Annotated in this window: 12 protein-coding genes and 1 CRISPR repeat array; of the genes, 10 read left to right on the forward strand and 2 right to left on the reverse strand. The window is 67.7% G+C overall.

Annotated elements, in window-relative coordinates:
• The first annotated feature begins 2 nt into the window (after window positions 1-2).
• The 9 genes from cas7e to AVT10_RS07925 all read left to right on the forward strand — a co-directional run bounded on the left by cas7e (window position 3) and on the right by AVT10_RS07925 (window position 11,408).
• The gene (gene cas7e, locus AVT10_RS07885) at window positions 3-1,217 is read left to right on the forward strand and encodes a type I-E CRISPR-associated protein Cas7/Cse4/CasC (RefSeq protein ID WP_066689733.1); all 1,215 of its coding nucleotides are present in this window, start codon (window positions 3-5) and stop codon (window positions 1,215-1,217) included.
• The gene (gene cas5e / locus AVT10_RS07890) at window positions 1,214-1,942 is read left to right on the forward strand and encodes a type I-E CRISPR-associated protein Cas5/CasD (RefSeq protein ID WP_198158525.1); all 729 of its coding nucleotides are present in this window, start codon (window positions 1,214-1,216) and stop codon (window positions 1,940-1,942) included. Before cas7e ends, cas5e begins: the two co-directional genes overlap by 4 nt.
• Window positions 1,939-2,709 (forward strand): type I-E CRISPR-associated protein Cas6/Cse3/CasE, encoded by a 771-nt coding sequence (locus tag AVT10_RS07895; protein WP_066689735.1) that lies wholly within the window; start codon window positions 1,939-1,941, stop codon window positions 2,707-2,709. Before cas5e ends, AVT10_RS07895 begins: the two co-directional genes overlap by 4 nt.
• Window positions 2,710-3,594, forward strand: a complete 885-nt coding sequence (gene cas1e, locus AVT10_RS07900) for a type I-E CRISPR-associated endonuclease Cas1e (protein WP_066689736.1) — start codon at window positions 2,710-2,712, stop codon at window positions 3,592-3,594. It begins immediately after the preceding gene.
• Window positions 3,594-3,905: a type I-E CRISPR-associated endoribonuclease Cas2e gene (gene cas2e / locus AVT10_RS07905; protein WP_066689737.1), complete on the forward strand. Its 312-nt coding sequence runs from the start codon at window positions 3,594-3,596 to the stop codon at window positions 3,903-3,905. The genes cas1e and cas2e overlap by 1 nt, the downstream gene beginning before the upstream one ends.
• Before the next feature lie 62 nt (window positions 3,906-3,967).
• Window positions 3,968-5,277: a CRISPR direct-repeat array (repeat unit 29 nt; unit sequence GTCTCCCCCGCCCCCGCGGGGATCCACCC).
• 191 nt (window positions 5,278-5,468) lie between these two features.
• Window positions 5,469-8,225, forward strand: a complete 2,757-nt coding sequence (locus tag AVT10_RS07910) for a TonB-dependent receptor plug domain-containing protein (RefSeq protein ID WP_066689738.1) — start codon at window positions 5,469-5,471, stop codon at window positions 8,223-8,225.
• Window positions 8,226-8,230: 5 nt separating this feature from the next.
• Window positions 8,231-9,802, forward strand: coding sequence for a sodium:solute symporter family transporter (locus AVT10_RS07915; protein ID WP_066689739.1), 1,572 nt, complete (start codon window positions 8,231-8,233; stop codon window positions 9,800-9,802).
• Complete coding sequence (locus tag AVT10_RS07920) at window positions 9,799-10,680, forward strand: N-acetylmuramic acid 6-phosphate etherase (protein ID WP_066689740.1); 882 nt, start codon at window positions 9,799-9,801, stop codon at window positions 10,678-10,680. The genes AVT10_RS07915 and AVT10_RS07920 overlap by 4 nt, the downstream gene beginning before the upstream one ends.
• Window positions 10,680-11,408, forward strand: coding sequence for a GntR family transcriptional regulator (locus tag AVT10_RS07925; protein WP_066689741.1), 729 nt, complete (start codon window positions 10,680-10,682; stop codon window positions 11,406-11,408). Before AVT10_RS07920 ends, AVT10_RS07925 begins: the two co-directional genes overlap by 1 nt.
• On the opposite strand, the gene AVT10_RS07930 is transcribed toward AVT10_RS07925, so the two are convergent.
• Window positions 11,405-12,019: a DUF1826 domain-containing protein gene (locus AVT10_RS07930; RefSeq protein ID WP_164523911.1), complete on the reverse strand. Its 615-nt coding sequence runs from the start codon at window positions 12,017-12,019 to the stop codon at window positions 11,405-11,407. The two genes, AVT10_RS07925 and AVT10_RS07930, sit on opposite strands and share 4 nt — an antisense overlap.
• A 238-nt stretch (window positions 12,020-12,257) precedes the next feature.
• Between AVT10_RS07930 and AVT10_RS07935 the strand changes: the two genes are divergently transcribed.
• Window positions 12,258-13,502 (forward strand): FAD-dependent oxidoreductase, encoded by a 1,245-nt coding sequence (locus AVT10_RS07935; RefSeq protein WP_066689743.1) that lies wholly within the window; start codon window positions 12,258-12,260, stop codon window positions 13,500-13,502.
• Here the strand turns inward: AVT10_RS07935 and AVT10_RS07940 are convergent.
• Window positions 13,457-13,894: TonB-dependent receptor domain-containing protein (locus tag AVT10_RS07940; RefSeq protein WP_157092710.1), on the reverse strand; the 438-nt coding region annotated here is incomplete at its 5' end. The two genes, AVT10_RS07935 and AVT10_RS07940, sit on opposite strands and share 46 nt — an antisense overlap.

Here is a 13,894-nt window from a genome sequence, read left to right on the forward strand (position 1 = left end):
GCATGACGACCACCGCAACCGACGGCATCGTGCCGAAACTCATCCAGATCCATTTCCTCGCCGCATGGCCCGGCGCGCTGCTCAACCGCGACGATGCCGGCCTTGCCAAGCGCCTGCCCTTCGGCACCGCCACCCGCACCCGCGTGTCGTCGCAATGCCTCAAGCGCCACTGGCGCATGGCCGACGACCGCCACGCGTTGCACGAACTCGCCAGGCAGAACGGCGTCGAGGGCGTCCGCTCCAAACAGGCGATCGAACGCGAGGTCACCGGCCCGCTGCGGGCACGTTTCGACGGCGCCATGGTCGATGCGGTCGAGGAAGCCTTCATCACCAAATTCTACGGCAAGAATGCCAAGGACAAGCAGCAGCGTCAGGCCTTGTTGTTCGGCCGCCCCGAACTGGCATGGCTGCGCGAAGAGGCCGAACGCCTGCTCGCCGAAAGCGGGAGCGCGGCGGGCGTGAAGGCGGCGGCGGACGTCTGGGTCAAGGAACAGAAGAACAATCTCAACCAGCTGCGCGACCAGAATCTTCTGGCGGCCTCGCTGGAGGCAGCCCTGTTCGGCCGCATGGTGACCAGCGATACGAAGGCGAACCGCGACGCCGCGATCCATGTCGCCCATGCCTTCACCGTCCATGCGATGCAGACCGAGACCGACTATTTCACCGTGGTCGATGACCTCAGCGACCGCGAACAGGGCGACGATGCCGGCGCGGCCGGCGTGTTCGACACCGAACTGACCTCCGGCCTCTATTATGGCTATGTCGTGGTCGACGTGCCGCTGCTCGTCTCCAACCTGACCGGCTGCGACCGCAAGGACTGGGCCGGCGACCATGACCGCACGCTGGCCGCACAGGTGGTCGAGCATCTCGTTCACCTCGTCGCCGAAATCTCGCCCGGCGCGAAGAAGGGGTCGACCGCGCCTTACAGCCGCGCGGAACTGGTGCTGGTCGAGGCCGGCGACCGCCAGCCGCGCACCCTCGCCAACGCCTTTCGCGATGCGATCGCGACCGAGGACCGCACCTCCAACCGCTCGCTCGGCCACCGCACGGCACAGGCGATGGCCGGCCACCTCACCGACCTCGACCGGATGTACGAAACCGGAGAGGCGCGCCGCCTCGCCGCCCTGCCCGACCTCGCCGTGCCCGAAGTCGCCAATGGCAGCTTGCGCGAACTGGCGGCATGGGCCGGGTCGGTCGTGCGGGACGCGGCTGCGTGAAACACCTGCTGCTCGATTGCGACGCGCCGTTGATGAGCTTCGGCGGCGATCTGGTCGATGCTTACGGCGTGGTGCGCGACTTTCCGTCGAAATCGATGGTCGCCGGCCTGTTCGCCAATGCGCTCGGCTGGGAACGCTTCGACGTCGACGCGCACGCCGCCTTGCAGGACCGGCTGGTGATCGGATCGGCGCGCGTGGCCGAGGGGCGCCGCGAACGCGAGTTCCAGACCGCGCAGCTCGGCGCAAACGATCGCGGCTGGACCACGCGCGGCCGGGTGGAGGGGCGCGCGGGCGGGGCCGATACCTATAAATCGCCGCACATCCGCTATCGCGACATGGACGCCGATGCCCGCGTTCTGATCGCCTGTCGCCTCGAACCGGCCGACGAAGCGCCCGATCTTGCCACGCTGGCCGAGGCGCTGACCCGGCCCGAACGCCCGCTGTTCCTCGGCCGCAAGCCGTTCCTGCCGTCGCGACCGCTGTTGCTCGCCATGGTGGACGCCGACACCATTCCCGACGCGCTGGCGCTGGGGTTCGCAATGATCGAACTCCAACCCGCCACGATCCGCGCGCAATGGCCGTTCGGCGAACCGACCGGCAGCGTCGCCACCAGCAACACGCAGGACGAGGAACTGACCGACGAACGCCACTGGCCCGCCGGTGTCCATGCAGGGCTGCGCCGGGTGACGGTCGGGCGGCTCGACTGGCCGGGGGTGACGCCGTGACGCTGCATCTCGCCCGCATCGGCATCCATGTCCATGCGCTGGCCGGCTTCGCCGTGGCGCGGCGGCTGAGCGACGAGGATCTGGGCTATGCGCTCCATGCTGCCCTGCTCGCCCGGTTCGGCGATGCTGCGCCGCGCCCGTTCCGCTTCCTGCCGGATCATGAAAAGGGCCCGCATCTGCTCGGCTATGTCCACGACCGCGCGGAATTCGCCGACGCTGCCGCGCTGCCACCCGCCGATGCCGTGATCGACGCGCTGTTCGACGGCGAACCCGCGTTGCGCCCCATGCCCGAACGCTGGCGCGAAGGCGCACGCTTCGGTTTCGAGGTCCGCGTGCGGCCCGTCGTGCGCTTCGGCAAATCAGCCCGCGCCGCGCGGACCGAGCGGGACGGCGGCTGGCTGTCCGGGGCAGGCGAGATCGACGCCAACCACGCCGCACGCGAACGGGTTGCGCGCGCAGGCGGCGACCCGGATACGGTCGACCGAGAAGCGGTCTATATCGACTGGCTGGCGAAGCGCCTTGCCGACGCCGCGACGCTCGACCATGCCGACCTGCGCCATTTCCGCCGAACCCGCACCCTGCGCAACACGCACCGTAGCGAAGGCCGCCGCACCCACCGCGTCGAGGGACCGGACGCGCTCATCGGCGGCACGCTGACCATCGCCGATCCCGCCGCCTTCGCCGCGCTGCTGGCCAAGGGGATCGGGCGGCATTCCGGCTTCGGTTACGGCATGCTGCTGCTCGCCCCGCCGGGCCGGGTCGGATAGATGCTCTCGGGTCGCCTCGGCCTCGAAAAGGCGCGCATCCCCCATGCCGACCGGCAGGGGCTGGTCTGGCTGGATCGCGGGCGGCTGGAGGTGGAGGACGGGTGTCTTCGCTTCGTGACGGCGGGCGGCGGGGCGCTGGTCGCCGGGGATTATCAAATTCCCTATCATTCCATCTCGATCGTGCTGCTGGGACCGGGGTCGAGCGTCACGCATGACGCGCTGCGGCTGCTGGCGCGCCATGGCTGTGCGCTGGCGGCGATCGGCGACGGCGCGGTCCGCTTCTACACCGCGCCGCCGCTGATGCCCGACAGTTCGGCGCTGGCCCGCGCACAGGTCCGCCGCTGGGCCGATCCCAAGCTGCGCATGGAAACCGCCCGTGCGATGTACGCGATGCGCTTTGGTCAGATCGTGCGGACCCGCGACATCACCGTGCTGCGCGGACAGGAGGGCGCGCGGATCAAGCGTGCCTATGTCCTTGCCGCCGAACGCCATGGCATCGCGTGGAACGGCCGCCGCTACGACCGTGAAAACCCGGAGGCCGGCGACCTCGCCAACCAGGCGATCAACCACGCCGGATCGGCGATGACCGCCGCTGCCGCCGTCGCGGTCGCCTCGACCGGCGCGATCCCGCAACTAGGCTTTGTGCACGAGGATTCGGGGCAGAGCTTCGTCCTCGACATCGCCGACCTCTACCGCCACGACGTGCTGCTCGACATCGCCTTCGGCGCGGTCAGGGAGGCGCGGGCGCATGGTGCCGCCCCGATCGAACGGCTGGTGCGCAAGCGCGCGGCCCTGCTGTTCCGGCAGCGCAGCGTCATTCCCGGCATGATCGACCGGATCAAGGGGCTGCTGATGCCCGGCGAGGCGGCGGGGGCGACGACCTGATGCCGCTGACCGTCGTCATCACCCGCGGCGTCGAGGACCGCTATCGCGGCTTCCTCGGCTCGGCGATGCTCGAACTCGCCCCCGGCGTCTATGCCCAGCCGCGCATGAGCGCCGGCGTGCGCGGCCGCATCTGGACGGTGGTCGAGGAATGGCATGGCCGCCTGCGCCGCGGCAGCATCGTAATGTGCTGGGCCGAACCCGCTTCCGCAGGCGGTCTGGGCCTTTCCGTGCTCGGCGAACCGCCCAAGGACGTCGTGGCCCATGACGGCATTCTTCTGGTCCGCCGGGCGCTAAGCTCCCGCAACCCCTAGATAATCAGCCTCGACCAACGATCTTTGAAAAGGTAAACAATTTCACCAACCTAACGCCAAGTGTCTCCCCCGCCCCCGCGGGGATCCACCCGCGCCCCCTCCGCCACACGCACCGTGCCAGGCGTCTCCCCCGCCCCCGCGGGGATCCACCCAAATGCGCAAGATGAAGCCGCACAAGCAGAAGGTCTCCCCCGCCCCCGCGGGGATCCACCCGTCGCGGTCTGGATCGTCGCGCATCCGACCAAGTCTCCCCCGCCCCCGCGGGGATCCACCCGCCAGTTCCTTCCGGGGATGACTTGGGATAATGTCTCCCCCGCCCCCGCGGGGATCCACCCGCTAATTGCAGTCCCTCCGAGGCCACCAGCCCGTCTCCCCCGCCCCCGCGGGGATCCACCCCAGCGGCTCATGCGTCACCGCCCGCGCAACGCGTCTCCCCCGCCCCCGCGGGGATCCACCCTCACCAGAGACAGAGACAGAGACAGAGACATAGTCTCCCCCGCCCCCGCGGGGATCCACCCAGGTTCGCCGGGATCGTCGCCGTTGGCGATGGGTCTCCCCCGCCCCCGCGGGGATCCACCCGATGCGGCAGAAGCGGCACGTCCGTATGCGAAGTCTCCCCCGCCCCCGCGGGGATCCACCCACCCTGCGCGGAAGCAGCGCGGAAGGAAGCGCGTCTCCCCCGCCCCCGCGGGGATCCACCCCGTTCAAGAGCTGAGAGGTAAAGGGGAATGCTGTCTCCCCCGCCCCCGCGGGGATCCACCGTAGATGACGACCATCTGCTCGTCGAGGACGTCGTCTCCCCCGCCCCCGCGGGGATCCACCCGATCCCCTCGAGCGCATCCATCGGGAGCTTGAGTCTCCCCCGCCCCCGCGGGGATCCACCCGGAACGGAAGGTCATTGTTCGTCCTCTCTGGCGTCTCCCCCGCCCCCGCGGGGATCCACCCGATATGCGATCGTCACGGCTTCCGCAGGCACGGTCTCCCCCGCCCCCGCGGGGATCCACCCGCTACGGCGAAAAGCTCGACCTGACCTCCGGCGTCTCCCCCGCCCCCGCGGGGATCCACCCGAAGCGATCGACGTTGCCGATTTGATATCGTGGTCTCCCCCGCCCCCGCGGGGATCCACCCAATACCGGGGTCAAATTCACCTATGAGGAACTGTCTCCCCCGCCCCCGCGGGGATCCACCTCCTGCCCCGACAACTGCCAGCGCGACACGACAGTCTCCCCCGCCCCCGCGGGGATCCACCCAGGGCGGGCAGGTATATCAGGCCGGCCAGTCGGTCTCCCCCGCCCCCGCGGGGATCCACCCTGGAACGCCGGGTTCGCGTCGACTAAATATACGTCTCCCCCGCCCCCGCGGGGATCCACCCCATCCTGCGCGCGCGCCGTCACCTCAATGCCGAGTCTCCCCGCCCCCGCAGAGAACTGCTCAATTATTACAATACCAAATTAATACCGCCCCTTTACATGATAGCTGCAGGTATACACACTTCAACTCCGTCGCTGATTCGCGAATAAGGGCACCGAACACAAAACCGGCGGTGCGACAGAGGAGCAGACCATGGCACCATCGTTCCGGCATTCGACCGCGCTGGCGGCGCTAGCCATTGCGCTGCCCCAGTTACCCGGGATCGCGATGGCTCAAAGCACAACCGCCACGACTCCCGTCCCTGCCGGCGCCTCGACCGCCAGCGACGATCAGGGCGATGGCGAAATCGTCGTCACCGGGACACGCATCCCCACGCCGGGACTGGTGTCGAGCAGCCCGGTCGCGTCGACCAGCGAACAGCAGATCCGGTTGCAATCCGCGCTGACGATCGAGGATTTCTCGACCAAACTGCCGCAGTTGTCGGGCGGTGTGCGACAGGGGTCGCAGGGGAGCGATGCGTTCGGGGCGCAGGTGCTGGAACTGCGCAATTTCGGGCAGAGCCGGTCGCTGGTGCTCATCGACGGCACCCGCGCCGCGCCGTTCAGCTTCCGCAACTCGGTCGACGTCAACGCCATCCCTGCGTCGCTGATCAAGCGGGTCGACGTGCTGACCGGGGGCGCTGCCGCCGTCTATGGCGCAGATGCGGTCGCGGGTGTCGTCAACTTCATCCTGAACGATGAGTTCGAAGGGGTGCGCGGGACCGCCGCCAGCCGCCTGTCGGTGCGCGGCGGCGCGCAATATGGCGGGTCGGTGATGCTGGGCCTGGGCGTCGGCGACCGCGGCAATCTGGTGTTCGCCGCCGATTACACCCAGCGTGACGGTATTCTCGCGCGCCAGCGCGACTGGGCGGCGACACCGAACCAGACCATTCCCAGCATCGGCGGCGTGTTCACCGATGTCGCGAGCGGCCGCCGCTTCGGCTTTACCGATGCCGGCGCGTTCACCACCACGCCGTCGGCGACGTCGAACGTCTCAGGCAGCTACCCGCTGGTATCGCCGCTGAAGCGCATCAACCTTGCCGCGCTGTACAAATACGAGCTTGCCCCGGCGGTCGAGATTTACGGCCGCGCGATGTTCACCAACGCCCGCACCGAAGAGACCGGCACGCCCGGCGCGCAGCCGGCCAGCGTCAGCCGCACGGTTGGCATCAATGCGACCAACCCGTTCCTGACCGATGCGATCCGCAGCCAGCTGACCTTCGTGAACGGCGTGGCGCAGGTGAATGTCAGCCGCTCGCTGGCCGAACTGGGGCTCATAACCTATCGCACCGAACGCGACACGTTGCAGCTGCAGTCGGGGCTGCGCGGGCCGATCACGAGCGCGCTCCAGTGGAACATCTATGCGCAATATGGGCGGTCGATCGAAAATTCGCTGATCGGCGGCGACGGGCAGGTCGCCAATGCCAGCGGCGCGAACAATTTCGCATCGATCGTCAACACGGTCGATATCTTCGGCCCCAACCGCCCCGGCATCGCCGCGGCGCTGGGCAGCCCGATCAACGGCTTCAACCGCAAGCGCGACCAGTTCGTGACCGCGGCGACGGTCAGCGGGACGCTGGACGACCTGTTCACCCCGCCCGCCGGGTCGATCGGCTTTGCCGCCGGCGTGGAATATCGCCGCGAGACGGCGAGCATCCAGCAGGACAGCGCGCTGCTGTCGGGCAATACGTATCGGCAGGGGGTGCAGGCGGCCTATACCGGCAAGTTCGACGTGAAGGAGCTGTATGGCGAACTGCGCGTACCGTTGATCCATAATACGCCGTTCATCCGCCAGTTCGACGTCGGCGGTGCCTATCGCCTGTCCGACTACGACCTGTTCGGCACCCATGGTACATGGAAGGTCGAGGCGAACTGGGCGGTCGACCGCAATTTGCGGCTGCGCGGAACGTACCAGCGCGTGCTGCGCACCCCCAATTTCGGCGAGTTCGCCGCCAGCACATCGTCGCTGCCGTTCAGCAGCCTCGTCACGGTCGACCGGCTGCGCCCACGCTATGGCGGCGATCCGTGCGTGATCGGCACCGGCAACCGCGCGCAGTGCGACCGACTGGGTGCGCCGGCGGCGGGTTCGACCGATTCCCGTGCCGCCAGCTATCTGACCGGAAATTACTTCTACGGCGGCAATCCGGACATCCAGCCGGAAACCGGCTTTACCAAGACGATCGGCGGTGTGCTGACCCCGATCTTCCTGCCAGGTCTCAATGCGACGGTTGACTGGTATGAGTTGGACCTGCGCGGCGCGGTGGGCGTGATCCAGCCGATCGCGGCGATCACCAGCTGCTACATCACCAATCCGACTGCCGGCAACCCGCTGTGCAACCTGGTGACGCGCAACGCCAACGGGTCGTTCAAGGACGCGTTCGTCAACAACCAGAATCTCGGGCGCCTGCTCCAGCGCGGGCTGGACGTCGCCGCCAGCTATACGCTGCGGCCCGAATGGATGAACGGCGTGGGGCTGCGTGCCAGCTATCAGGGCAATATCGTCACATCGTACCTGATCCAGGCGAATCCGACCGTCAACGCGGTGCAGTGCAAGGGCACGTTCGGTGCTACCTGTTCCAGCGATGGTACGACATTGGTACAGCCGGACTACCGCCATACCGCCGGTATCGGCATCCTGTTCGATCATGGCGTGATCCAGTTCGACTGGCAGCGGATCGGCGCGGTGAAGTCCAGTGCGGCTGGATCGAGCGAGATCATCGGCGCGCAGGACACGTTCGACCTGTCGGCGTCGCGCGACTTCACCCCAGCGATCTCGATGAGCGCGGGCGTGTACAACCTGCTCGACCGGCGTCCGCCGCGCGTGTCGGCGGGTGGGGTCTTCAATACCTTCCCCGATACCTATGACATTCTCGGCCGCACGATCGGGTTCACCCTGACGGCCAAGATGTAAGCGCGATGCGCCTGCCCTTCTCGCTGGCCGACTGGCTGGTCATCGCCGCCTATCTGGTGCTGCTGGTCGCCGGGGGGTGGATCTTCACCCCCCGCAATACCGCGTCGGCGCATGATTATTTCCTGGCCGGCGGCAATGTGCCGGCATGGCTGGCGGCGGTGTCGGTGCTGTCGGCGACCCAGTCAGCGGCGACGTTTCTGGGCGGTCCGGATTATGGCTATGGCGCGGACCTCACCTATCTGACCGGCAATCTGGGCGGGTTGCTGGGCGCGATGTTCGTCGCGCATGTGATGATCCCGCGCTTCTACGCCATCCGCGCGACCACGGCGTACGAACTGCTGACGATGCGCTTCGGCATCCGTGCGACCCGCTGGGCGGGGGGCATGTTCCTCGTCGGGCGGGTCTTTGCAGGCGGTGCGCGGGTGTATCTGGCGGCGATCGCCCTCGCCATGGTCATCACCGGATCGGTCGATGCGACCGGCATATTGATTGCCGCCGCGCTGCTGGTGGTCGCCAGCGTGTTGTTTACCTTCATCGGCGGGCTGAAGTCGGTGCTGTGGAACGACCTGATCCAGTTCGTCGTATATCTGGGGTCGGCGATCGCGGTACTGGTGTTCCTGCGCCTGTCGATCCCGGCGTCGAACGAAGCGATCATCGACGCGCTGCGCAATGCCCCCGGCGGGGTCGACAAGCTGCGGCTGTTCGATGTTTCGACGGATTTGTCGCGGCCCTTCTCGCTGCTGGCGATCGTGACCGGGATCACCCTGCTCTACATCGCCAATGCCGGGATGGATCAGGACACGACCCAGCGGCTGCTGGCGTGCAAGGATGCGAAGACCGGCGCGCGCGGCCTGTACCTGTCGGTATTCGCGACGATCCCGACAGTCGGGCTGTTCATCGTCATCGGATTGTTACTGCACGTCTTCTATAACCGCCCCGACCTGATGGGCGGTGCCGCGGCGACCGCCGGGCAGGCATTCGGGGGCGAGAAGATCAGCATCTTCATGCACTATATCCTGACCCAGTTGCCAGGTGGCCTGCGCGGGCTGGTGACGATCGGGATCTGCGCGGCGGCGGTGGCGACGACCAATTCGGCGCTCAACGCCATGTCGTCGGTGCTGGTGCAGGACTTCTATCGCCCGTGGCGCGAGCGGCGCGGCACGGTGGCGGAGAGCCATTTCGTGAGTGCGGGGCGCGCCGGCATGGGCGTGATCGGTCTCGCCATGCTCGCGATGGCGGTCGCGTCTTATTACTGGCAACGGCATAGCAACATGGGGCTGCTGGAGTTCGCGCTGCAGGTGATGGTGTTCACCTATGCCGGGCTGCTGGGTGTGTACTTCACCGCGTTGTTCACCACTCGGGGTACAACGAACTCCGTGGTCGCGGCTTTGCTCATCGGCTTTGCGGTGATCGTGCTGTTGCAGCCGGGCATCGCCCGCGTGCTCGGCCTTCCCGGAGCGCTCACCGGTCTCGCCTTTCCCTTTCAGCTGTGCATCGGCACCTTCGTCGCGTTCCTCGTCTGCGCCGCTCCGGCGGGGGCGGCGGGGCGCGGCCAACCGGACGGACTTTCCGCATGAATACCGAAACGCTTGATCCTCGCTATCAGGGCGTCGAACGCTGGCCGACGCAGTGCGCCGTCGAGGCGATGCTGGAGGGACAGATGGCGGCGATCGCCGCGCTCCAGACGCAGACCACCGCCATCGCCGCCGCTGCGGACGCCGCTGCGGCGCGGTTGGAGAGCGGCGGGCGGCTGGTGTTCGTCGGCGCGGGTACGTCCGGCCGGCTGGCGGTGCAGGACGGGACCGAGCTGCATCCGACCTTCGGCTGGCCGGGCGAGCGGACGCTGTTCCTGATGGCCGGGGGCGCGGACGCGCTGACCAAGGCACGCGAGGGGGCGGAGGATGATGCCGATGCGGCGCGCGCCGAGGTTGCCGCTGCCGGAGTGGGTGCGCAGGACGTGATGATCGGTGTGGCGGCGAGCGGGCGGACGCCGTTCACGGTCGCGGCGATCGAAGCGGCGCGGGCGGCAGGCGCGCTGACCATCGGTATCGCCAACAATGCGGCAACGCCGCTGGTAGACGCCGCCGAGCATGTTGTAGTCGCGTCGACCGGGAGCGAGATCGTCGCCGGATCGACCCGGATGAAGGCCGGCACCGCGCAGAAGGCCGCGCTGAACCTGTTGTCGACCACGATCATGATCCGGTTGGGCCTCGTCTATGACGGTCGCATGGTGGCGATGCGGGTGTCGAACGCGAAGCTGCTGCGCCGCGCGCGGGCAATGGTGCAGGACCTGACCGGGGTCGCGCCGGATGCCGCCGCCGAAGCGCTGGAACGCGGCGACAATGATATCCGCCGCGCGGTGCTGATCGCGCGCGGCATGACGCCGGAGGACGCGGCGGCATTGCTCGACCGGCATCACGGACGGCTAGATGCCGCGATTGCGGCAGGCAATTGATGCGCGAAATCGCCTGGCCCAGCGGCGACAAGGACACGCCGCTCTATCTCCAGCTCGCGCGCAGCCTGCGCAACCATATCAGCGATGGCGGGATCGTTCCGGGCGGCGCCCTCCCCTCCGAACGCGACCTAAGCGAGATGGCCGGACTCTCCCGCGTCACGGTGCGCAAGGGCATCCAGCAGCTGATCGACGAGGGCATCGTCGTGCGCAAACAGGGGTCGGGGACCTTCGTCGCCCCCCGGATCGAGGCGCGCGGCGCACGGCTGACCAGCTTCAGCGACGATGCCCGGTCGCGTGGCGAAGCGCCGGGCGTGGTGTGGATCTACAAAAGCTATGCCCTGCCGACCGAGGAGGAGGCCCATGCGCTGGCGGTCGCGCCCGATACTCGCGTCGCACGGCTGGGCCGGGTGCGGCTGTCGGGCGGCGATCCGCTGGCGATCGAACATGCGGTGGTGCCGGCCGAATTCATGCCGGACCTCGCCCAGTTGCAGGACTCGCTCTACGAAGCGCTAGAGGCGCACGGCTTCCGCCCGGTCGGCGGCACGCAGCGGGTGCGCGCATCGCTCGCCACCGCGACCGAGGCCGGCATCCTGTCGATCGAGCAGCAGTCGGAGGTGCTGCGCATCGAACGTTGTACCCGGCTGTCCGACGGGCGGATCGTCGAGTTCACCCGGTCGGTCTATCGCGGCGACCGCTATGAATTCGTGACCGAGCTGAACGAGGTTTAGGGCGCGGGGTCGATCACCAGCAACAGGCGGCGCTCGCCGGTGGTCAGGATCGGCGGGGAACGGTGAACGATCGGCGCGTCGGGCGCCCAAGTCTTGCCCTTGAACATCCCGACATCGCCGGTGGAAAGCGACCGGACGACCAAGCTGTCGACCGCCGCCCCCTCGCCCAGCGCTGCTGCGTCGGCAGCTGTAAGCCACTGGGTTCCCGGCCCGACATAGGTGCAGATCAACCGGGCGGTTACATAATCGGCGTGGAACCGGCGGCACGCGTCGGTTTCCACCACGTCCAACCGGATCGATACCCGGGTCACGCCGACGATCGTCGCGAGGGCCGAAGCGAGCGTTGCGACGTCGGCCGCGAGCAGACGGGCGATCGCCGTCGGATAACCCGCCGTCGCGAGTTCGTCGGGCAACGTCGTGGCGATCTCCTCGACCGGCTGCACCATTGCTACGTCATCGACCGCGTCCAATATGACTTCGGCGATGGCGACATCTGGATACGATCGACGCCATATCGCCAGATTGACGTCCGCCGATCGGATGCAGCGCAACGCATCGATCCCGTCACCGATCCGGACGTGCGACGGCAACGCCGCGCTTGCACTCCCCATGCCGTCTTCGGGCGAAACACTCGACCGATCAGCGAGCATTGATTGGTTATGTAATAACATACCTTTTGCATACGCTCTCGCCTTGCGCTGGTCCATGCCAAAATCGGCTGCGCAAAGAGCGACTGACATTCGCAAACTGCATGATGTCTCGGGATGTCCTCCGCAAAAGATCGAACGCGGCCTTTGATCGCGCTGGTTCTACTGGTCACATTCGGCCGTCCGCGCCTAGACTGATCCGATGCAGCGGCTCGCCATCGCCATTGCCGGATGCGGCCCGGCCGGTCTCGCCGCCGCGCTGCTGCTGCACCGCGACGGTCATCGCATCACGCTGTTCGAACGGTTCGATGCGCCGCGCCCGGTCGGGTCGGGGCTGATGATCCAGCCAACCGGCTTTGCGGTGTTGCGGGAACTGGGACTGGCCGACGATTTGCTCGACCATGGCGCGCGGGTCGATCGTTTGCATGGCGAGGCGGGAAGCAGCGGGCGGATCGTCCTCGACGTGCGCTATGCGGCGCTTGGGCGACGCGCGGGGTTCGGCATCGGCGTGCATCGCGCGGCGTTGTTCTCGCTTCTGCATCGCGCCGTCGCGGTTGAAGGGATCGCCATTGAAACCGGCTGCGCGGTGACGGGTAGCGAGGCGACCGCCGGCGGGCAGCGCATCCTGCTGCTGCAAGGCGGACGCCGTGCCGGGCCGTTCGACCTGATCGTCGACGCCCTCGGCACGCGCACGCCGCTCGCGCCACCCTGCGGTCGGGAACTGGCCTATGGCGCCTTGTGGGGCACGCTCGATTGGCCGGACGCCGCCGGGTTCGATCCCACCGCGCTGGAGCAGCGCTATCGCCGGGCCAGCGTGATGGTCGGCGTGCTGCCGGTCGGCCGTCTCCCGGGCACTAGCCGGCAGCAGGCGGCGTTGTTCTGGTCGTTGCGGGCCGACCGGCTGGCGGAATGGCACAGTGCCGGACTCGAGGCGTGGAAAGCCGACGTCGCGACGCTCTGGCCCGCGACGCAGGCGTTGCTCGACCAGATCCGATCCGCCGATCAGTTGACCTTCGCCCGCTACGCGCATCGCACGCTGGCGACGCCGGCCGAGACCGGCATGATCCATATCGGCGACGCATGGCATTCGGCCAGCCCGCAGCTGGGACAGGGCGCCAATATGGCGTTGCTTGACGCCTATGCGCTCGCCCTCGCCCTGCGGCGATCACCGGATGTCGCTACCGCACTCACGCAGGCGGTCGTGATGCGGCAGCGGCATGTCCGGGTGTATCAGGCGCTGACCGCGCTGTTCACCCCGGTCTATCAGTCCGACAGCCGGCTGCTCCCCTTCCTGCGCGACCGGATCGTCGGCCCACTGTCGAAGCTGTGGCCGGCGACCCGTATCCAGGCGGCGATGGTCAGCGGCCTGATCGGCGATCCGCTCGGGCCGCTGTTCGGCGATCAGAAATCGACATTGGCCGACAGCCAGAGCCGTCGCCCCTCCTGATTGATCGCATAGGCCGGGGTGAACACGGTGTTGGCACCGCTGCGATAGGGTTCGTACACGGCATAATCGGTATCGAGGATGTTGTAGATCGCCGCCGATAGACGGAAGGTGTCGGTTACCTGATAGCTGCCGCCGACATGGAACAGCTCGTAGCCGCGGAAATCGCCGATCGCGCGCTGCTGTTCGTTGTTGCCGCGATAACGGCTGGAGCGGACTTCGGCGCGCGTCCACAGATTCGCCTTTTCCCCCAGCTTCCAGCGCAGATTGCCGTTGAGCATATGCCGCGGAATACCAATCAGCGGCAGGCCCCGGTCGGCACCGCTCAGCTGTTCGGTTTCGGTATAGGTATAGTTGGTGGTGAGCGATACGGCGGGGCTGAAGGCGAATGTGCC

This window comes from Sphingomonas hankookensis (genome assembly GCF_001619955.1).
Classification (GTDB): Bacteria; Pseudomonadota; Alphaproteobacteria; order Sphingomonadales; family Sphingomonadaceae; genus Sphingomonas; species Sphingomonas hankookensis_A.